Source organism: Rhodopseudomonas sp. (assembly GCF_013377015.1).
Classification (GTDB): Bacteria; Pseudomonadota; Alphaproteobacteria; order Rhizobiales; family Xanthobacteraceae; genus JARJEH01.
Window position 1 is genome coordinate 614,663 of record NZ_JACABA010000002.1, and the last position, 18,487, is coordinate 633,149.

Annotated in this window: 22 protein-coding genes; 15 read left to right on the plus strand and 7 right to left on the minus strand. The window is 64.7% G+C overall.

Annotated elements, in window-relative coordinates:
- Positions 1–99: 99 nt before the first annotated feature.
- The 5 genes from rnr (at position 100) to HXX15_RS11340 (ending at position 5,201) form a co-directional block, all read left to right on the plus strand.
- Positions 100–2,424, plus strand: a complete 2,325-nt coding sequence (rnr, locus tag HXX15_RS11320; RefSeq protein ID WP_296516113.1) for a ribonuclease R — start codon at positions 100–102, stop codon at positions 2,422–2,424.
- Entirely contained in the window at positions 2,421–2,852 is a 432-nt protein-coding gene (locus tag HXX15_RS11325; protein WP_296516116.1) for a DUF983 domain-containing protein, read from the plus strand. Before rnr ends, HXX15_RS11325 begins: the two co-directional genes overlap by 4 nt.
- Before the next feature lie 48 nt (positions 2,853–2,900).
- Positions 2,901–3,659, plus strand: a complete 759-nt coding sequence (locus tag HXX15_RS11330) for an NUDIX hydrolase (protein WP_296516119.1) — start codon at positions 2,901–2,903, stop codon at positions 3,657–3,659.
- Positions 3,660–3,816: 157 nt separating this feature from the next.
- Complete coding sequence (gene rpmG, locus HXX15_RS11335; protein WP_011472688.1) at positions 3,817–3,984, plus strand: 50S ribosomal protein L33; 168 nt, start codon at positions 3,817–3,819, stop codon at positions 3,982–3,984.
- A gap of 212 nt (positions 3,985–4,196) precedes the next feature.
- Positions 4,197–5,201, plus strand: coding sequence for an IS30 family transposase (locus HXX15_RS11340; protein WP_296516122.1), 1,005 nt, complete (start codon positions 4,197–4,199; stop codon positions 5,199–5,201).
- A 77-nt stretch (positions 5,202–5,278) separates the two neighbouring features.
- On the opposite strand, the gene HXX15_RS11345 is transcribed toward HXX15_RS11340, so the two are convergent.
- On the minus strand, positions 5,279–6,652 hold the full coding sequence (locus HXX15_RS11345) for a PleD family two-component system response regulator (RefSeq protein WP_296516124.1): 1,374 nt from the start codon (positions 6,650–6,652) through the stop codon (positions 5,279–5,281).
- A 10-nt stretch (positions 6,653–6,662) separates the two neighbouring features.
- Positions 6,663–7,028: a response regulator gene (locus tag HXX15_RS11350; protein ID WP_296516125.1), complete on the minus strand. Its 366-nt coding sequence runs from the start codon at positions 7,026–7,028 to the stop codon at positions 6,663–6,665.
- A gap of 130 nt (positions 7,029–7,158) precedes the next feature.
- Between HXX15_RS11350 and HXX15_RS11355 the strand changes: the two genes are divergently transcribed.
- Both HXX15_RS11355 and HXX15_RS11360 read left to right on the plus strand, forming a co-directional pair.
- The gene (locus HXX15_RS11355) at positions 7,159–7,458 is read left to right on the plus strand and encodes a DUF3572 domain-containing protein (protein ID WP_296516127.1); all 300 of its coding nucleotides are present in this window, start codon (positions 7,159–7,161) and stop codon (positions 7,456–7,458) included.
- Entirely contained in the window at positions 7,455–8,750 is a 1,296-nt protein-coding gene (locus HXX15_RS11360) for a DNA polymerase IV (protein WP_296516129.1), read from the plus strand. Before HXX15_RS11355 ends, HXX15_RS11360 begins: the two co-directional genes overlap by 4 nt.
- 10 nt (positions 8,751–8,760) lie before the next feature.
- Here the strand turns inward: HXX15_RS11360 and HXX15_RS11365 are convergent, their stop codons facing one another.
- Entirely contained in the window at positions 8,761–9,636 is an 876-nt protein-coding gene (locus HXX15_RS11365; protein WP_296516130.1) for a cell envelope integrity EipB family protein, read from the minus strand.
- Positions 9,637–9,768: 132 nt separating this feature from the next.
- Between HXX15_RS11365 and dmeF the strand changes: the two genes are divergently transcribed.
- The 5 genes from dmeF to HXX15_RS11390 all read left to right on the plus strand — a co-directional run bounded on the left by dmeF (position 9,769) and on the right by HXX15_RS11390 (position 13,965).
- Positions 9,769–10,785, plus strand: coding sequence for a CDF family Co(II)/Ni(II) efflux transporter DmeF (dmeF, locus tag HXX15_RS11370; RefSeq protein ID WP_296516133.1), 1,017 nt, complete (start codon positions 9,769–9,771; stop codon positions 10,783–10,785).
- Between the two features lie 119 nt (positions 10,786–10,904).
- Positions 10,905–11,372, plus strand: a complete 468-nt coding sequence (locus tag HXX15_RS11375) for a RidA family protein (protein WP_296516135.1) — start codon at positions 10,905–10,907, stop codon at positions 11,370–11,372.
- A 29-nt stretch (positions 11,373–11,401) separates the two neighbouring features.
- Positions 11,402–12,154, plus strand: coding sequence for a glycerophosphodiester phosphodiesterase (locus tag HXX15_RS11380; protein ID WP_296516137.1), 753 nt, complete (start codon positions 11,402–11,404; stop codon positions 12,152–12,154).
- A 98-nt stretch (positions 12,155–12,252) separates the two neighbouring features.
- Positions 12,253–13,485, plus strand: coding sequence for a GNAT family N-acetyltransferase (locus HXX15_RS11385; protein ID WP_296516139.1), 1,233 nt, complete (start codon positions 12,253–12,255; stop codon positions 13,483–13,485).
- Between the two features lie 51 nt (positions 13,486–13,536).
- Complete coding sequence (locus HXX15_RS11390) at positions 13,537–13,965, plus strand: HIT family protein (RefSeq protein WP_296516141.1); 429 nt, start codon at positions 13,537–13,539, stop codon at positions 13,963–13,965.
- Positions 13,966–13,967: 2 nt separating this feature from the next.
- Here the strand turns inward: HXX15_RS11390 and tsaA are convergent, their stop codons facing one another.
- From tsaA to HXX15_RS11410, 4 genes are all read right to left on the minus strand, one after another.
- Complete coding sequence (tsaA, locus tag HXX15_RS11395) at positions 13,968–14,429, minus strand: tRNA (N6-threonylcarbamoyladenosine(37)-N6)-methyltransferase TrmO (RefSeq protein WP_296516143.1); 462 nt, start codon at positions 14,427–14,429, stop codon at positions 13,968–13,970.
- Between the two features lie 89 nt (positions 14,430–14,518).
- Entirely contained in the window at positions 14,519–14,899 is a 381-nt protein-coding gene (locus HXX15_RS11400; protein WP_296516145.1) for a response regulator, read from the minus strand.
- Positions 14,900–15,032: 133 nt separating this feature from the next.
- The gene (locus HXX15_RS11405) at positions 15,033–15,377 is read right to left on the minus strand and encodes an AzlD domain-containing protein (protein ID WP_296516146.1); all 345 of its coding nucleotides are present in this window, start codon (positions 15,375–15,377) and stop codon (positions 15,033–15,035) included.
- Positions 15,374–16,117: an AzlC family ABC transporter permease gene (locus HXX15_RS11410; RefSeq protein WP_296516150.1), complete on the minus strand. Its 744-nt coding sequence runs from the start codon at positions 16,115–16,117 to the stop codon at positions 15,374–15,376. The genes HXX15_RS11405 and HXX15_RS11410 overlap by 4 nt, the downstream gene beginning before the upstream one ends.
- 124 nt (positions 16,118–16,241) lie before the next feature.
- Here HXX15_RS11410 and HXX15_RS11415 point away from each other — a divergent pair, with 124 nt between their 5' ends.
- The 3 genes from HXX15_RS11415 (at position 16,242) to HXX15_RS11425 (ending at position 18,185) form a co-directional block, all read left to right on the plus strand.
- Positions 16,242–16,556 (plus strand): PilZ domain-containing protein, encoded by a 315-nt coding sequence (locus HXX15_RS11415; protein ID WP_296516152.1) that lies wholly within the window; start codon positions 16,242–16,244, stop codon positions 16,554–16,556.
- Between the two features lie 226 nt (positions 16,557–16,782).
- On the plus strand, positions 16,783–17,715 hold the full coding sequence (locus HXX15_RS11420) for a glycine/sarcosine/betaine reductase selenoprotein B family protein (RefSeq protein ID WP_296516154.1): 933 nt from the start codon (positions 16,783–16,785) through the stop codon (positions 17,713–17,715).
- A gap of 125 nt (positions 17,716–17,840) precedes the next feature.
- Positions 17,841–18,185 (plus strand): PilZ domain-containing protein, encoded by a 345-nt coding sequence (locus tag HXX15_RS11425; protein ID WP_296516156.1) that lies wholly within the window; start codon positions 17,841–17,843, stop codon positions 18,183–18,185.
- Positions 18,186–18,487: the final 302 nt, after the last annotated feature.

Below are 18,487 nucleotides of genomic sequence, written 5' to 3' on the forward strand. Positions count from 1 at the left end.
CAGCAAGGCGCGCGCGCCGGTGACCGCGAAGACCTCGCTGGCAAAGACCGCCAAGCCAAAGCCTGTCGCCAAGAAGAGCGTCGGCAAGAACGGATAGATGTGAGCAAGAAACGCGAGGTCAGCTTTCCGGATCGCGACGCCATCGTGGCGTTCATCCGCGCCCAAGCCGGCAAGGTCGGCACCCGCGAGATCGCCCGCGAATTCGGCCTGAAGAACGCCGATCGCGCCGAGCTGAAGCGCATCCTGCGCGATCTCGCCGACACCGGCGTGATCAAGAAATACGGCAAGAAGATCGCCGAGCCGACCGCGCTGCCGCCGACGCTGGTGGCCGACATCACCGCGCGCGACGCCGACGGCGAATTGATCGCCACCCCGGCCGAATGGGACGAGCAGGACGGCGAAGCGCCGAAGATCCGCATCCATGTGCCGAAGCGCACCGCCCCCAGCGCCGTGCCGGGGATCGGCGACCGCGCCCTGCTGCATGTCGAGAAGCCGAGCGAGCGCGACAAACTCGCCGCCTATCGCGGCCGCGTCATCAAGGTGGTCGATCACACCAAGGCACGAATCCTCGGCATTTTTCGCGCCCTGCCCGGCGGCGGCGGACGGCTGATCGGCGTCGACAAGAAACAGGCCGGCCGCGAACTCAACATCGCCAAGGCCGATGCGGGCGGCGCCGAGGACGGCGATCTGGTCAGCGTCGATCTGATCCGCAGCCGCGGCTTCGGCCTCGCCTCCGGCCGTGTCAAGGAACGGCTCGGTTCGCTCGCGACCGAAAAGGCCGTCAGCCTGATCGCGATCCACTCCCACGAAATTCCGCAGGATTTTTCCGCCGAAGCGATCCGCGAAGCCGAGGCCGCCAAGCCCGCGACGCTGAAAGGCCGCGAGGATTGGCGCGAACTGCCGCTGGTGACGATCGATCCGCCCGACGCCAAGGACCACGACGACGCCGTCCATGCCGAGCCGGACTCCGATCCCGGCAACAAGGGCGGCTGCATCGTTCATGTGGCGATCGCCGACGTGGCGTACTACGTCAGGCCGGGATCGGCGCTGGACGCCGATGCGCTCCGGCGCGGCAATTCGGTGTACTTCCCCGACCGCGTGGTGCCGATGCTGCCGGAGCGGATCTCCAACGATCTGTGCTCGCTGATCCCCAACGCGCCGCGCGGAGCGCTGGCCGTCCGCATGGTGATCGATGCCTCCGGCCGCAAGCGCTCGCACTCCTTCCACCGCATCCTGATGCGCTCGGCGGCGAAACTCTCCTATGCCCAGGCCCAGGCGGCGATCGACGGCCGCCCCGATGACACAACCGGCCCGCTGCTGGAGCCGATCCTGAAGCCGCTGTACGCCGCCTATGACATCGTCAAGCGCGGCCGCGACGAACGCGACCCGCTCGACCTCGATCTGCCGGAGCGCAAGATCCTCTTGAAGCCCGACGGCACCGTTGATCGCGTCGTGGTGCCGGAGCGGCTCGACGCACATAAACTCATCGAAGAGTTCATGATCCTCGCCAATGTCGCCGCCGCCGAGATGCTGGAGAAGAAGGCGCTGCCGCTGATCTACCGGGTTCATGACGAGCCCAGCGTCGAGAAGGTGCATAATCTCCAGGAATTCTTGAAGACGCTCGATCTGTCGTTCACCAAGGCCGGCGCGCTGCGCCCTGCCCTGTTCAACCGTGTGCTGGCGCAGGTCAAAGGCCATGACGCCGAGCCGCTGGTCAACGAGGTGGTACTGCGCTCGCAGGCGCAGGCCGAATATGCGTCGGAGAACTACGGTCACTTCGGCCTCAATCTGCGGCGCTACGCGCACTTCACCTCGCCGATCCGGCGCTACGCCGATCTCGTGGTGCATCGCGCGCTGATCCGCGCGCTCGCTCTCGGCGACGGCGCGCTGCCGGAGACCGAGACCGTCGAGACGCTGGCCGAGGTCGCGGCGCAGATTTCCGTGACCGAACGCCGCGCCATGAAGGCCGAGCGCGAAACCGCCGACCGGCTGATCGCGCATTTCCTCGCCGACCGGATCGGCGCCAGTTTCCAGGGCCGGATTTCCGGCGTCACCCGCGCCGGCCTGTTCGTCAAACTCAGCGACACCGGCGCCGACGGGCTGATCCCGATCCGCACGCTCGGCACCGAATATTTCAACTACGACGAGGCCCGCCACGCGCTGGTCGGCACACGCAGTGGTGCCATGCACCGGCTGGGGGACGTGGTCGACGTTCGTCTGGTAGAAGCAGCCCCAGTGGCCGGTGCGTTACGGTTCGAATTGCTCAGCGAAGGTCAGGTTCCCGCGCGCGGCCGCCGCCGCGACGCCGGCGGCAAACCGCCGGCGACGATGCGAGGCAAGGCCGATCCCGGCCGCAGCCCGCGCAAGAAGGATCGCAAGCCCGGCAAGAAGAAGCCGGGTAAGGCGAAGAAGGGCAAATCATGAAGACCGTGGTCGCACGCGCTCCCGTCACCTGGTCGTCCGGCGCCGAGCCGGCGGAGAAGCGCAATGTCTGGACCGCGATGCGGCGCGGGTTGCGCGGCCGCTGCCCGAGCTGCGGCGAGGGCAAACTGTTCCGCGCCTTTCTGAAGACCGCCGATCATTGTTCCAGTTGCGGCCAGGATTTCACGGGCCACCGCGCCGACGACCTGCCGGCCTATCTGGTGATCGTCATTGTCGGCCACATCGTGGTGCCGGCGGTGCTGTGGATCGAAACCAACTACGCGCCGGCCGTGGCGCTACAGCTGGCGATCTACCTGCCGTTCACGCTGATCGCCTCGCTGCTGTTGCTGCAGCCGGTCAAGGGCGCGGTGGTCGGCCTGCAATGGGCGTTCCGGATGCACGGCTTCGACGAAGAAAATCCGGAGAACTGACACGGTTCTCTCGGCAACAAGAAAACAAAACGGGGCATCGGGAACACTATGAGCCAAACGGAAAGCCGGACCGAAACGGTGGAGAAGGTCGAGAAGGAAGCCGATCACCACCCCTACTACCGCCCCAAGGATGCCGCGACCCTGATCCTGATCGACCGCAGCGCGGCCGTTCCGAAAGTGCTGGTCGGCAAGCGCCACGACAATGTGGTGTTCATGCCCGGCAAGTTCGTGTTCCCCGGCGGCCGCGTCGACAGGACCGATCACCGGATTCCGGTCGCCGCCCCGATCCCGCCCGAGCTCGAGGCCAATCTGCTGCAGGGCAGCCCGAAGGTCGCCGCCTCGCGCGCCCGCGCGCTGGCGGTGGCGGCGATCCGCGAGGCCTGCGAGGAGACCGGGCTGTGCCTCGGCCGCCCCGGCAACAATGGCGGGGCGCGGCTCGACGGGCCGTGGAAACCGTTCAGCGAAGCCGGCCTGTTGCCCGACCCCTCCAGCCTGTTCCTGATCGCCCGCGCCATCACCCCGCCGGGCCGGATCAAGCGGTTCGACACCCGCTTCTTCACCGCCGACGCCTCTGCCATCGCGCATCGCGTCGAGGGCGTGATCCACCCCGAGGCCGAGCTGGTCGAACTGGTCTGGGTCGAGATCGGCTCCAGGCCGTTGGCGGACCTGCACCCGATGACCAAGAAGGTGCTGTTTGAGCTGGAAAAGCGCCTCGCCGCCGGGCCGTTGCGGCACGACGCGCCGGTGCCGTTCTTTCACTTCTTCGGCGGCAAGATGCAGATGGAGCTGTTGGCCGGCACCGCCTGAGCTAGCGCGGCGACCGCGATTTGGCACCGATTCGCGGCAAATTCACCGGATTACCGGCTGCGAAAACCTTGACTTTGGCCCATTCGAGGCTAGGTTGCGCGCAATCGCGGGTCCTGACGTTCGACCTCGCTTGCTTTCCGACATTTGAGGGTTCGACATGGCCAAAGCGGTCACCATCAAGATCAAGCTCGTCTCCACAGCCGACACCGGCTTCTATTACGTCGCGAAGAAGAACTCGCGCACCATGACCGACAAGATGGTCAAGAAGAAGTACGACCCGGTCGCGCGCAAGCACGTCGAGTTTAAGGAATCCAAGATCAAGTAAGCGCTCCTTTCAGCTGCTGAAGGATTTCCAACGGGGCCTTGCAGCCCCGTTTTGTTTGAGCGCGCGCGCTCCAGAGCTCCTGCTGATGTCATCGCCCTCGAAAGCGGGCGACCCAGTATTGCAGAGCGTTCGCGATCCATCACACGAGTGGCGGCGTACTGGATCCCCTGAGTTCACAGAACAAGTGCAATACCTGCTAGGGTGTTGTTGCGATGGGACAATGTTACGGCCAGCTCAGCCTTGAAGAGCGGATCGAAATTTATCGACTGCATGCAGCCGGTGAAACCATGCGAGCCATCGGCCTTGCCCTTGGACGGGCGGGTTCAACGATCGGCCGAGAGCTTAAGCGCAACGGCCGAGCCACCAAGATGTGGCCGGGCGGTTATGCTCCGGTGAGAGCTCAGAAGCTGGCGGAGCGTCGCCGACGTTGGGATGGACGTTTCAAATTGGCGCGCCAGCCGGACCTGCAAAATCTGGTGAGAGACCGCCTTGCGATGGGACATTCTCCCGAGCAGATCGCCGGACGACTGACGCTCGAATACGGTCACACCGTCATCAGTCACGAGTCAATCTACCGCTTCGCCTATCATCGCTCGGCCCAAAAAGACTATTGGCATCGGCTGCTGCCGCGTCACAAATCCCGGCGCGGACGTCTTGGTCAACGGGGCGGCAGCGCCGCCAGCGGCATCAAGCAGCGCCGCTCGATCGCTCAACGATCACCCGATGCAGCCGGTCGCGCCTCGCCAGGTCATTGGGAGGCAGATTTCATGTTGTTCGCCCGATACGGCCAGGGCTTGCTCGTCGCCCATGAGCAGAAGTCTCGCTTCACCCTCATCGACCATCCACTCGACCGCAAAGCCGAGCGCACCGCCAAGTGCCTTGCCGAACTGCTGGCGCCCATCCCGCCGCCGTTGCGGAAAACTTTGACCTTGGACAATGGAACAGAGTTCGCCCTCCATTATCAGCTCTCCGAGCAACTCGGCCTCGATACCTATTTCTGCGACGTCCGCTCCCCTTGGCAGAAGGGCGGCGTCGAAAACGCCATCGGGCGCCTCAGGCGGCAGCTCCCTCGGAAGACCAATCTGGCGGATATCCCAGATACGCAAATTGCCCGGATCATCCGAGCCTACAACAACACCCCGCGAAAATGCCTCGACTTCAAAACCCCAGCCGAGGCATTCTCTCTGCTCAAATCAACTGTTGCACTTCAAATGTGAATTCACCTCCCCGATTTCGCGGGGATGACGACCTATGCTGGAGTTCGCGCAGCCGGTACCACTGAGCAACGTACGCCTCACGCCGCCGCGGCGACCACGCGGTTGCGGCCGTCGTGCTTGGCGCGGTACAGCGCTGTGTCGGCGCGCTTCAGTACGTCGGCGACCGGCTCGCCCTTCTTCTCCAGCGTCGACAGTCCGATCGAGATCGTGACCTCGATCCGCTTGGCGCCCTTCTCGATCGTGAACGGCTCGCCGGCGATCGAGCGCCGCAGCCGTTCGGCGACCATGCCGGCGACATTGAGGTCGGTCTCCGGCATCACGATGACGAATTCCTCGCCACCATAGCGGCACGCCAGATCGATACCGCGGATCGACTTACGGATCCGCACCGCGAATTCGCGCAGCACGTCGTCGCCGGCGTCGTGGCCGTAACTGTCGTTGATCGACTTGAAGAAGTCGATGTCGAGCATCATCAGCGCCAGCGGCTTGCCGCGGGTCGAGGCCTGCTCGGCCAGGGTCTGCAAATGGGTCTCCATGTAACGCCGGTTGTGCAGCCCGGTGAGACCGTCGGTGATCGCCATCTCGATCGAATGCTGCACATTGTCGCGCAGGTGATCGGTGTAGCGGCGGCGGCGGATCTGGGTCCGCGCCCGCGCCAGCAATTCGTTCTTGTCGACCGGGCGCAGCAGATAGTCGTTGACGCCGATTTCGAGCCCGCGCAGCAGCCGCGTGTTGTCGTCGGCATCGGCGATCGCCAGAATCGGCAATTGCCGCGTCCGCTCCAGCGACCGCGCCTGGCTGCACAGCCGCAGCCCGTCGTAATTCTCCAGGCCGAGCGAGACGATCATCAGATCGTAATTGCCGTCGGCGGCATGAAACAGCGCTTCCGCCGGATTGGGCTCGACGTCGACGCCGTGCTCGGCGGACAGGATCGGCGCCAGTCGCTCATAGGACGATGGCCGGTCGTCGACCAGCAGGATGCGGCCGCCCATGCCCTGATCGGCGACCGCCTCGCGTTCCGGCGCCTGCACCCCGATCTCCAGCGAGGTGATGGCGCGCATCCGCAACTCGTCGGTCATCATCTTCAGACGGGTCAGCGACCGCACCCGGGCGATCAGCACCACGTCGGACACCGGCTTGGTGAGAAAGTCGTCGGCGCCAGCCTCCAGCCCGCGGACGCGGTCGGCGGGACTGTCGAGCGCCGTGACCATCACCACCGGAATGAAATGCGTCTTCGGGTTCGCCTTCAGCCGGCGGCAGACTTCGAAGCCGTCCATGTCCGGCATCATCACGTCGAGCAGGATGATATCGCATTCGGAGCGCGAACTGATCTCGAGCGCCTGAGGGCCGCTGCTTGCGGTCAGCACGTCGAAATATTCGGCCGACAGCCGCGCCTCCAGCAACTTGACGTTGGCGGGAATGTCGTCGACGACCAGGATGCGTGCGGACATCGAAACTCTCCTACCCGATAAAACGGCGAACGGTCTCGATGAACTTGCCGACCGAGATCGGCTTCGACAGGTAAGCCTCGCAGCCGCCTTCGCGAATCCGTTCCTCGTCGCCCTTCATCGCGAACGCCGTCACCGCGACCACGGGAATCGAACGCAGTTCGGGATCGTCCTTGATCCAGCGGGTGACTTCGAGGCCCGAGACCTGCGGCAGCTGGATATCCATCAGAATGAGATCGGGGCGCAACTTGCGGACCAGGTCGAGCGCTTCATAGCCATTGCTGGTTCCCGACGTCTGGTAGCCATGGGCTTCCAGCAGGTCGCGAAACAGCTTCATGTTGAGCTCGTTGTCTTCCACGATCAGGACGGTTTTTGCCATCCCGCCCTCCAATCCCCAAATATCAAAATGCCCGGCTCCGCGACCAGCGATACAGTTCGCCACGCCGCAGTGACTCGGGCATGATGCAGCAAAATAGAGACTATAAGTTACGGAAAGGCAAACATTGCCGATGACAAAGCGTGCGCACAATGCCCGACAAGTGGCTGAAATCGTGGCGGTTCAGGCGCTTTCCTTCGTTGCGGGAGAGCCCGAGCGGCTGGGTCTATTTCTCGCCGAAACCGGACTTGGCCCGGAGACGCTACGATCGGCGGCTGCCGATCCGCAGTTTCTCGCCAGCGTGCTCGACTTCGTGATGCGCGACGACGCCACCGTGAGGGCGTTCGCCGCCGCGTCCGAACTCGACCCGACCACGATCGCGGCGGCGCGCCAGGCGCTCGACGAGCTTCCGCCGGAGCGCGACGTGCGGTGAGCGCCGAGGCGCTGGCGCCGGGCGGGCCGGATTGCTTCTGCCGCGATTGCCTCGCCGATCTCGACATCGCGGCGCGGCGTTGCTCCGCGTGCGGCTCCCCTCGTCTGGTGCGCCATGCCGCGCTGCCGGCGCTGACGCTGGCCCATATCGACTGCGACGCGTTCTACGCCACCGTCGAGAAGCGCGACAATCCGGCGATCGCCGACCGCCCGGTGATCATCGGCGGCGGCAAGCGCGGCGTGGTCTCAGCGGCGTGCTACATCGCGCGCACTTACGGCGTGCGTTCGGCGATGCCGATGTTCAAGGCGCTGGCGCTGTGCCCGCAGGCGGCGGTGGTGCGTCCCGACATGGCGAAATACGTCCGGGTCGGCCGGGAGGTCCGCCACGCCATGCAGGCGCTGACGCCGCTGGTCGAGCCGCTGTCGATCGACGAGGCGTTCCTCGATCTTGCCGGCACCGAGCGCGTCCACGGCATGATCCCGGCCAAGGTGCTGGCGCGGTTCGCCCAGCAGGTCGAGCGCGACATCGGCATCACGGTGTCGGTCGGGCTGTCGTGCAACAAGTTTCTCGCCAAGATCGCCTCCGATCTCGACAAGCCGCGCGGCTTCGCGGCGCTCGATCAGGACGAGGCCTGCGCGATGCTGGCCGACCGACCGGTCGGCTTCATCTTCGGCGTCGGTCCTGCGACCGCGGAACGGTTGTCTCAGCGCGGCTTCCGCAAGATCGGCGATCTGCAACGCGCCGATCAGATCGAGCTGATGAAGCAGTTCGGCGCCGAGGGCCAGCGGCTATGGCGGCTGGCGCGAGGCATCGACGACCGCAAGGTGGTGCCGGACCGCGGCGCCAAGACCATTTCTAACGAGACCACCTTCGACACCGACATCCGCGATTTCGCCACGCTGGAAAAGATCCTGTGGCGGCTGTCGGAGAAGGTGTCGTCGCGACTGAAAAGCGGCGACCTCGCCGGTTCCACCGTGACACTGAAACTGAAGACCGCGGATTTCCGCCAGCGCACCCGCTCGCAGACCATCCACGCGCCGACCCAATTGGCGGCAAAGATCTTTGCGATCTCGCGCGAGATGCTGGCCAAGGAAATCGACGGCACCGCATTCCGGCTGATCGGCACCGGGGTCAGCGCGTTGCAACCCGGGTCACAGGCCGGCGACACCGACATGATCGACGCTCGCTCCGCGCATGCCGAACGCGCCATCGACGACCTGCGCAAGAAATTCGGCGACGCCGCGGTGATCAGGGGGATCGCCTATGAAGGACCGGACAAGCCGCGGCAGTGATGCACACGGTTTACTTGCAGGGTGCGGCGTCCTTGACGTCGAATTTCCCCATCGCGCCGGCGATCACGAAGTCATTGTAGTCAAGGACCAGCGCCCGCGAGACGCCGTTCTCGAACAGCTCGAACGACATCGCGTAGACCGGCGTCTGCTCGCCGGCATCGGCCTTGGCGTCGCGGTCGTAGTAGCTGACGGTGACCGGCCATCGCGTCAGCGACTTCATCGTGTCCGCGGTGATCGACGGGTCGGGAGCCGCCACCGTACGATCGCCCGAGATCGGTTGTCCGATCACGGTCAGCGTGTTGTAGACTTTCTCGCCGTTGTCGGAACCATCATAGACTGCCAGTTCGAGCAGCGGTTTGCCGGCGCGTGCCGCGGCGATGATGCGGTGAATCTGCTCGGTCGGGAACACGGTGTTGCCGTCGAGTGTGAAGGTCTTGGCCACCGGCTGCTTCAGCTTGACGGTGACGTGATCGCCGGTGCGCTCGGCAACGCCGTCGACCTCGCTGGCATCGGCATCGTTCATCTTGGTGTCGATCTTGAATCGGTAGCTCTTGCCAGCGCCGTCTTCCCAACTGGTCGAGCGCAGATCGCTCAAGGTGCTCTTGCCCTCGCCGCTCTCCAGTTCGGAGACCTGGCGGAAGTCTGAGCTGTAACCCTCGCAGGCGCTGCCGGAAAAATTGTACAGAATACGGCCGCGCACGCTGTTGATCGAGGTGTTGCCGCGCGATTTCAGCAGGCTCAGCTCGTACAACGCCTGATGCGCAAGGAACCCGACATTGGCGCCGGCAAGGGCCGCGCCACTCAACGGGCCAACGGCCGCCGCCACGGCGACGCTCAGCGCCAGCGCGGTGGCACGAGAACGTGAAATCTGGCATGACGGGCGCATGTCGTCTCCTGGGAAGATGAAGCAGAAACAATAGTTGTTACTGTATTGCGTCGCAACTAGGGCTCAACCGGTGGAAATCGTCGGTCATTGGGCCAAACTGGCGGTCTCCGACGCGAACCAAGGACACCTTTGATGCATTCCGATTCGCTTGAGGCCTGGACCCACGACCACGTCTTTCTGGGACGGCAGCACGCCCGCAACGAACGGCGCACCTGGCTGGTGGTCTGGCTGACGCTTGCCATGATGGTCGCGGAAATTGTCGGCGGTACGATTTTCGGCTCGATGGCGCTGCTGGCCGATGGCTGGCACATGTCGACCCACGCCGCAGCGATCGGTGTCGCCGCGCTGGCCTATCGCTACGCCCGCCACCACGCCCACGATCCGCGCTTCGCTTTCGGCACCGGCAAGCTCGGCGAATTGGCGGCCTTCACCAGCGCCGTGGTACTAGCGTTGATCGCGGTCGCGATCGGTTACGAGAGCCTGCTGCGCGTCGCCAACCCGCAGCCGATCGCCTATGGCGAAGCGATCGGCGTGGCCAGCGTCGGCCTTCTGGTCAATCTGGTTTGCGCCTGGCTGCTGCGTGATGATCACGATCACCACGGCCACGGACATGGGCATGGGCATGGGCATGACCGTGACGAGCATCATGAGCATCATGAGCCCCATCACCATGCGCACGATCACGGCCACGCGCATCACCGCGACAACAATCTGCAGGCTGCCTATGTCCACGTCCTGGCCGATGCCGCGACCTCGGTACTGGCGATCGGCGGATTGCTGTTGGCGCGCGCGTTCGGCTGGGTCTGGATCGATCCAGTGGTCGGCTTGATCGGGGCCTGCGTGATCGCGAGTTGGGCTTACGGCCTGATGCGTGACTCCGGCTCGGTGCTGATCGACGTCGTCCCGGACGACGCCACCGCCCGCGACATTCGCCAAAACCTCGAAATCGACGGCGACCGCGTCAGCGATCTGCATCTCTGGCAGATCGGCCCCGGCCACCAGGCCGCGATCGTCTCGATCGTAACCGATCAACCACGCCCGCCCGCGTTCTACAAAGCGCGCTTGGCCGGACTGCAACGTCTCAGTCACGTCACGATTGAAGTCGATAGCTGCACCAAACGTCATGCCGAACCGGCGGTAAGTGCGTGACGCTGTGGCGCCCGAATCACAGCCGGCCTCGCTTGCAAGTCTCGGCGCAATCGGCGAAACAGGATCGCTCGTTCGCATCGATCTGAATGCGGGCAATACAGCAATCAACGGGGACTGGCATGGCTGGAACGATTGAGCAGAAACTCGGCGCGCAGGGCATTTTGTTGCATGAGCCCGCCAGCCCGGTCGCAAACTATGTCGGCTTCGTTCGCACCGGCAATCTGCTGTTCGTCTCCGGACAGGTCTGCTTCGATCCCGAAGGCAAGCTGATCGCCAAGGGCAAGCTCGGCGCCAATGTCACGATCGAGCAAGGCAATGCCGCGGCGCGCGGTTGCGGCATCAACCTGCTGGCCCAGTTGAAGGCGGCGCTCGGCGATCTCGACAAGGTGGTCCGGGTGGTGCGGCTCGGCGGCTTCATCAACTCCACGCCTGATTTCATCGATGGCCCGAAGGTGATGAACGGCGCGTCCGACCTGATGGTCGCCGCGTTCGGCGACAAGGGCCGTCACGCCCGCACCACGGTCGGCGTCGCCTCGCTGCCCGCCGACGCGGCGGTCGAGGTCGAAGGCCTGTTCGAGGTCGCCTGAGCCATGACGTCAAACGATCAGGCCAACTGATGCGCGCGCCCGGCTGGCTGACGGCACGGCCGGTCGCGCATCGCGGCCTGCACGACAAGGTCCGCGGCGTGATCGAGAACATGCCCGGCGCAATCGCGGCGGCCGTCGCCGGCAATTTCAGCATCGAGGTCGACCTGCAGCTCACCGCCGATGGCGAGGCGATGGTCCATCATGACGACGCGCTCGGCCGGCTCACCGACGGCACTGGCGCGCTGCTGGAGCTGACCGCGTCGCAACTCAGGCAGGTCACCTTCAAGGACACTGCGGAACGGATGATGGCGCTGTCCGACCTCTGCGCGCTGGTGAACGGACGCGTTCCGCTGGTGCTCGAGGTCAAAAGCCATTTCGACGGCGACCGCAAGCTGGTGGCGCGGGTCGCCGAGGTGCTGGCCTCCTATTCGGGGCCGGTGGCGGCAATGTCATTCGATCCGGATCAGGTGCTGGCGCTGCGCCAAGCGATGCCAAAGCTGACGCGCGGCATCACCGCCCAGCGCAGCTATGACGATCCGTATTGGGCAAAGCTCAACGCGGCGCAGCGCGACCCGATGCGGGCGCTACGCCACAGCTTTCGCACCCAGCCACATTTCGTGGCCTATGCGGTCAACGACCTGCCCGCCCCTGCGCCCTGGATCGCGCGCAACATCTTCGGCTGCGCGCTGCTGACCTGGACGGTGCGCACCCCGGAGCAGCGCGACCGTGCCGCGCGCTACGCCGACCAGATGATTTTCGAGGGATTCCTGCCCGAGATTTGACCCGAACGCTGCCCTTGAAGTGGCGGGAAGAAATGCACAATCTCTAACGGATGGTCACTCCCCGCAATGCGCGCCACCGCGACCGGTTCGACTGATTGATGACCGCCTCGGACATTGCGCTCGAAGCGGTGTCGTCGGTCGGCCAGATTCCGGCCGCCGACTGGGACGCCTGCGCCCGTTCTGGGATCGAACTAGGACCGACCGGTTCAACCGGCGCCGCAGGCGATTCAAGCGCCGGCTCGCAATCGTTCTACAACCCGTTTGTTTCCCACGCGTTTTTTTCGGCGCTGGAAGCATCGAACTCAGCCTGCGCACGAACCGGTTGGGGGCCGCGCCACCTCGTCGCCAAGCAGGGCGGCGCGATCGCCGGGATCGTACCGTGCTATCTGAAATCACATTCGCAAGGCGAATACGTGTTCGATCGCGGCTGGGCCGACGCCTATGAGCGCGCCGGCGGCCGCTATTATCCGAAGCTGCAGGTCTCGGTTCCGTTCACTCCGGCGACCGGGCCGCGACTGCTGATCCGCGGCGGCGTCGATGCCGAGAGGATCGGCGCGGCGCTGGCGGGCGGCCTGGTGGCGCTGTGCGCGGCGACCAAGGCCTCCTCCGCCCATGTCACTTTCGCGCGGGAGAGCGAGTGGCGTTTCCTCGCCGGTCACGGCTTCCTGCAGCGCACCGACCAGCAGTTTCACTGGCGCAACGGCGGCTATGGCAGCTTCGACGACTTCCTCGCCACGCTGGCCTCGCGCCACCGCAAGGCGATCAAGCGCGAGCGCCGCGATGCCTTGGCCAATGGCATCACCATTCATGCCCTCACCGGCAGCGCCATCACCGAGGACGCCTGGGACGCGTTTTTCGAATTCTACATGGAGACCGGGTCACGCAAATGGGGCCGGCCCTATCTGACCCGCGAATTCTATTCGCTGATCGGCCAGAGCATGAGCCAGGACGTGCTGCTGGTGATGGCCAAGCGCAACGGCCGTTGGATCGCCGGCGCGATCAACTTCATCGGCGGCGACACGCTGTTCGGGCGGCATTGGGGCGCCATCGAGCACCACCCGTTCCTGCATTTCGAGGTCTGCTATTATCAGGCGATCGACTTTGCGATCACGCGCAAGCTGGCCACGGTTGAAGCCGGCGCCCAGGGCGAGCACAAGATCGCACGCGGCTACCTGCCGCAGACCACCTATTCGGCGCATTACATCGCCGATCCGGCGCTGCGCCGCGCGGTCGACGACTACCTCAAGCATGAGCGCGCCTATATCGCGCAGGCCGCGCGCGAACTCACCGAAGCCGGGCCGTTTCGCAAGACCGCCGACGAGGCGTCTTGACCGGCCGGCGCGCGGCGGCGACAAGTTGATGTCGCATTCAGGAGACCAGCCATGACCGCGTACGACCCCAACAACATCTTCGCCAAGATTCTGCGCGGCGAATTTCCCTGTCACAAGGTCTATGAGGACGACCACGTATTCGCGTTTCTCGACATCATGCCGCGCGCGCCCGGCCACACGCTGGTGATTCCGAAGGCGCCAGCGCGCAATATTCTCGACGTTTCGTCGGAGGATTTCGCCCATGTCGCGCGCGGCGCCCGCACCATCGCCCGCGCCGCAAAGGTTGCGTTCGGCGCCAACGGCATTTCGCTGCACCAATTCTCCGAAGCCGCCGGCGGCCAGGTGGTGTTTCATCTGCACATGCACGTGATCCCGCGCCATGACGGCGTGGCGCTGCTGCCCGCAGCGAGCCGCAAGGAAGACACCGCAGTGCTAGAAGCCAACGCAGCGAAACTGATCGCGGCCTTGAAGCAGATTTGAAATCAAGGTGCCGGTGAAAACTGACAGCGGTCAGGCTTGAGATCGAGCAGCGGCGTCTCGTCGAGGCAGTCCAGCCCGCGCACCAGCACGGTTGCGCCCTCGATCCCGACCAGCCGAACCATCGAGGTGCCGATCGGATTGGGCCGCACCGGCGAACGCAGCGAAAAAGTGCCGCGCGGCTCGCCCTCATTGTGCCGCCGCTGCAGCACCAGATCGCGGCGCGATAGATGCAACCAGTAGATCACTTCCAGATTGCCGAATTTCTCCAGCCCCTGCAGCGCCGGTTTCCACGGATCGAAAATCTCCAGCCGACACACCGGCCCCTCGAGGCTGCCCTGCCGCGGAGTGTCGTCGCGCGAGGTCCAGGGTGTGCGAATCCGGCCGATAAACACTAGTCCGGCGTCGCGCGGCGGCGGCGCTTCGACCGCGACCTCGCCCTCTCTCATCGTGCTGTCTCGATCCATCGCTGCCCCATGATTCCGGCCAAAGCCGAAAACCGGCTCCGGAATGAGGGCACAATACAGCGGAATTCGACCGCTGTGGACGATTCAGATCAGCTGGCTTGGGCCAATTGCCACAACGTGCGGACCACGTCGGAGGGATTATAGGGCTTGCCGAAAAACACCCCGCCGGCCGGCAGATCTTCGTCGCGGACCTTGAAATGGCCGGAGGTGACGATGATCTTGATCGGCGGCCAGCGTCCCCTCACCGCCTGCGCCAGCTTGATGCCATCCATCGAGCCCGGCATGTCGACGTCGGTGAAGACGATGGTGACGTTGAGATTGGTCTCGAGAATCTCGATCGCCTCGTCGGCATTGCTGGCCTGCAGAACCTCGAACCCGGCCGCGGCGATTTGATCGACGATATCCATTCGAATCATGGGCTCGTCCTCGACCACGAGAACGATCGGCTTGGTCGGAGTGGCGTTCGTCATTCAAGGTCGTCCGATACTTCGGTTGGAGCGGATTGCCGAGTACGTACAATCCGCTCGGGGCCAGAACGATCCCTGCCAATCGCAATCGGCGTTAACGCCGCCGGGCGACCGGCCCGGCCGGTGGCTGACCGCCTCAGCGCCACCACAACTGACCGGCCAGCATCACTAGTTCGCCACAGACCACGCCGACCAGGATCGACCGTTTGGCCGCCACGAAGGCAACCAGGCCGACGGCGACTGCGCCGTATCGTAGAATTCCCGGGACGCTTGCCAGCGCGCCCGGCGGCAGCACCAGGATCTGCGCAATCACCCCGGCGAGGATCGCGGTGGCGACCGCGCGGACCCAGATCAGCAATTCCGAGCCCTCGTCGACGCCGCCGCCGAGCCACAGGCCGAGCATGCGCCAGATCTCGTTGGGCAGGAATCCCGCCAGGACGAGCACCAGCAGCGCGTGCCAGTCGCCGATAAAATCGCTCACGCCCGCCGCCTCCGCCGCAACCAGTGCACCCCATAGGCGATGGTGCCCGCCGAGACGCCGCTGATCAGGATGTCGACGCCGGTGTGCAGCGTCGCGACCAGCGGGAACAGCGCCAGGCCGAGGCCGAGCGCGACGATATCGGCGAGTTCCCGGCAATTGCGCGCGGTCGACAGCAGGAACGCCAGCGGCGTCAGCAGCAGGATCGCGGCGCCGAACAGTTGCGGCAGGTTCGCTGCCAATCCGTAGCCGACGATATTGGCGATCAGACAGACCGATACCAGCCCGGTGCCCAACCCAACGGTGAAGGCAATCCGGTTTTCGCGCGGGACATGCGGCAACAGCCGAAAGCATTCGACCCACAGCGTCACCGCTATGAAATGTGCAGGCAGCACCAGTTGCCGCAGCCGGGTGGTCGGGGTCCGCATCATCGGCAGCACCGCCACCACCATCGGAAACAGCCGGATCGCGCTCACGGTGACGGCGATCGCCGCCTGAACAACGGTCGCACCAGAACCGAGCGAGGAAATCAGGATGATCTGCGCCGGCCCGGCCCACACCAACAACGTGCTGGTCAGCACCCAGCCGAGGCTGAAATGGGTATCGTGCGCCAGCGCGCCGATGCCCAGATAGGTCGCGAACAGCACCAGCGTCAGCACCGTCGAGCCGACCGCGCGCAGTCCGAACGCATAGGCGCGGACGGAACTTTGCCAGATCGGAGATTCGAGTGGAGGTAGCGGCATAGCACTCGCAAGTGGAAACACGGCGTGCCGGACGCAGCCGAAGACAAGCCGATGTCACGCAGGGTTTACCTTAACAAGACGTCGATCTCAAAGCCGGTTTTCGGCTGCAGCCGGGTCAATTATTGTGAAGCATTGGTTAAATCGGAGGAGCAGTTTCATGCTTGACCGACGAAAGATTTCCCGAGGACGTGTTTATTACGGCGGCCGCATCGCCTTCAACCAGCGCAAATCGACGATCGATTGCATCGTCCGCAACTTCTCGCCCTCCGGCGCCAAGGTCGAGCTCGCACCTGCAGCGAACCTGCCCGACGAGGTCGATTTGACGATCGAGCGAAAGGGCCTGGCGGTCCTGGCCCGGATGGTCTGGCGGCACCAGGATCAAGCGGGCTTCGCGTTTCGCAATCCGCGGCACCTGAATGGCGCCATCCCGCCGGACTGAACGCTGCGGCTACGCGCCAACGAAAGCGCCAGACGCTCGCCGCAACAGCGGCTCGATCGGCTCAGTTCGGAATTGTAGCCGAAGCGATTGCCGCATCCGCCCGGGCGCGGCTTCATCCCCGGTTCCCGATGAACGTTCCGGCGATCCTGCGGACCACACCGTTGCTTGACACACCATGCCATCGGGCTTGCAATGCGCCATCCGCAACGCGAAACCGGAACAGCATATGGCCGCCACCGACGAACCATCCGGCTTCGCATCCGACGACGACGTTGCGATCCCCTATATGGCGCGGACCCGCGCCTACTATCAGGCGATCGGCTACGACACCCCGTATCGTTGGGCGCATTTTTCCGGCGCTCCGTTCCAACCGCTGCAAAGGCCGCTATCGCAGGCACGCGTCGCCATCGTCACCACCGCGGCTCCCTTCGATCCGTCGAAGGGCGATCAGGGACCCGGCGCGCCCTATAATGGCGGCGCCAAGTTCTATTCGGTCTACGACGGCGACACCGCGAAAGATCACGACCTGCGGATCTCGCACATAGCCTATGACCGCATCCACAGCCCGGCGACCGATAGCGCCACCTGGTTTCCGCTCGCGCAATTGCGCCGACTGGCCAGCGAAGGCCGGATCGGCCCCATTGCGCTGCGCTTCTTCGGCGCGCCGGCCAACCGCAGCCACCGCGTCACGCTGGAGACCGATGCCCCGGAGATTCTGGCGCGCTGCCATGCCGACAAGGTCGATGCCGCCGTGCTGGTACCGAACTGCCCGGTCTGCCATCAGACCGTCACCCTGGTCGCACGCTATCTGGAAGCCAACGGCATTTCGACCGTGGTGATGGGCTGCGCCAAGGACATCGTCGAACACGCCGCAGCACCGCGCTTCCTGTTCAGCGATTTCCCGCTCGGCAATTCCGCCGGCAAGCCGCACGATCCGGACTCCCAGGCATTCACGCTCGACCTGGCGCTACGTCTGCTGGAATCTGCTCCCGGCCCGCAGACCACCGTTCAGTCGCCGCTACGTTGGAGCGTCGATCCGTCCTGGAAACGCGACTATAACAACGTCGCCAATATGAGCGCGGAGGAGCTGGCGCGGCGTCGGCGCGAATTCGATGCCCAGAAGGTGCTGGCGCGCGGCGTCCGCGGCACCGCCGCATGATGCATTGCGGGATCGCCGATCCGATGCGGGATTGATTCAGGTTAACAGAGGTTGCCCCGCCCGCCGATCTTCCATCCGCAGGCAATGGAGGTAAAGTCAGCCACTTCTTCGGCATGGTGGGCATAATGATCGATCGTCGCAACAACCCGCGGGACAAAGTGATTTACGGCGGCGTCGCCTCGATCAATGAACGCGGCGCGACCCGCGATTGCGTGGTCCGAAACATCTCCGACAAGGGCGCCAGCATCGAATTCCGCAGCGTCGCCGGACTGCCGGAGGAAATCGGTCTGACCATCGCCAAGAAAGGCCGCTCGTTTCTGGCCAAGGTGATCTGGTGGGGCTCCAACACCGTCGGCGTCGCGTTTCGCGATGAAGCCGACCCGTCCGACCTCGGCGAACGGCTGCGGATCAGCGAAAAGAAGAAGCGCGAGCTGCAGCGCCGTATCAAGATACTGCTCGGCGAAGGTTGAGCCATCGCGTCGACGTTATCGCGGCGCTTCGCCGCGTTGTGTCCTGAATTTGCACGATCCGCTGTTGCGCGCAGGCAATTGCCTTGCGCCCGGATTGGACTAGAAACATCGTCCGCAATCATGATCGGGCCGGTGCGGATGTCGCGCGCCGCGCAACCCGATCCGCCGAGGACGACGAGCATCAAGCGCAACAAGCCCAAGAACCGCAAGCAGAAGAAGCGACACTCCGGTGCTTCGCCGAACGCCGCCGCGCGACCGGCCGCTCCGTCTGCTGATCCGGCCACCGCCGCCATAACAAACGC

Excerpts from the sequence above, each read along its gene's own strand:
- HXX15_RS11365 (WP_296516130.1), bottom strand. The coding sequence starts at position 9,636 with ATGCGCCCGTCATGCCAGATTTCACGTTCTCGTGCCACCGCGCTGGCG.
- dmeF (WP_296516133.1), top strand. The coding sequence starts at position 9,769 with ATGCATTCCGATTCGCTTGAGGCCTGGACCCACGACCACGTCTTTCTG.
- HXX15_RS11350 (WP_296516125.1), bottom strand. The coding sequence starts at position 7,028 with ATGGCAAAAACCGTCCTGATCGTGGAAGACAACGAGCTCAACATGAAG.
- tsaA (WP_296516143.1), bottom strand. The coding sequence starts at position 14,429 with ATGGATCGAGACAGCACGATGAGAGAGGGCGAGGTCGCGGTCGAAGCG.
- HXX15_RS11390 (WP_296516141.1), top strand. The coding sequence starts at position 13,537 with ATGACCGCGTACGACCCCAACAACATCTTCGCCAAGATTCTGCGCGGC.
- HXX15_RS11410 (WP_296516150.1), bottom strand. The coding sequence starts at position 16,117 with ATGCCGCTACCTCCACTCGAATCTCCGATCTGGCAAAGTTCCGTCCGC.
- HXX15_RS11345 (WP_296516124.1), bottom strand. The coding sequence starts at position 6,652 with ATGTCCGCACGCATCCTGGTCGTCGACGACATTCCCGCCAACGTCAAG.
- rpmG (WP_011472688.1), top strand. The coding sequence starts at position 3,817 with ATGGCCAAAGCGGTCACCATCAAGATCAAGCTCGTCTCCACAGCCGAC.
- HXX15_RS11375 (WP_296516135.1), top strand. The coding sequence starts at position 10,905 with ATGGCTGGAACGATTGAGCAGAAACTCGGCGCGCAGGGCATTTTGTTG.
- HXX15_RS11400 (WP_296516145.1), bottom strand. The coding sequence starts at position 14,899 with ATGACGAACGCCACTCCGACCAAGCCGATCGTTCTCGTGGTCGAGGAC.
- HXX15_RS11385 (WP_296516139.1), top strand. The coding sequence starts at position 12,253 with ATGACCGCCTCGGACATTGCGCTCGAAGCGGTGTCGTCGGTCGGCCAG.
- HXX15_RS11340 (WP_296516122.1), top strand. The coding sequence starts at position 4,197 with ATGGGACAATGTTACGGCCAGCTCAGCCTTGAAGAGCGGATCGAAATT.
- HXX15_RS11330 (WP_296516119.1), top strand. The coding sequence starts at position 2,901 with ATGAGCCAAACGGAAAGCCGGACCGAAACGGTGGAGAAGGTCGAGAAG.
- HXX15_RS11425 (WP_296516156.1), top strand. The coding sequence starts at position 17,841 with ATGATCGATCGTCGCAACAACCCGCGGGACAAAGTGATTTACGGCGGC.
- HXX15_RS11325 (WP_296516116.1), top strand. The coding sequence starts at position 2,421 with ATGAAGACCGTGGTCGCACGCGCTCCCGTCACCTGGTCGTCCGGCGCC.
- HXX15_RS11380 (WP_296516137.1), top strand. The coding sequence starts at position 11,402 with ATGCGCGCGCCCGGCTGGCTGACGGCACGGCCGGTCGCGCATCGCGGC.
- HXX15_RS11355 (WP_296516127.1), top strand. The coding sequence starts at position 7,159 with ATGACAAAGCGTGCGCACAATGCCCGACAAGTGGCTGAAATCGTGGCG.
- HXX15_RS11420 (WP_296516154.1), top strand. The coding sequence starts at position 16,783 with ATGGCCGCCACCGACGAACCATCCGGCTTCGCATCCGACGACGACGTT.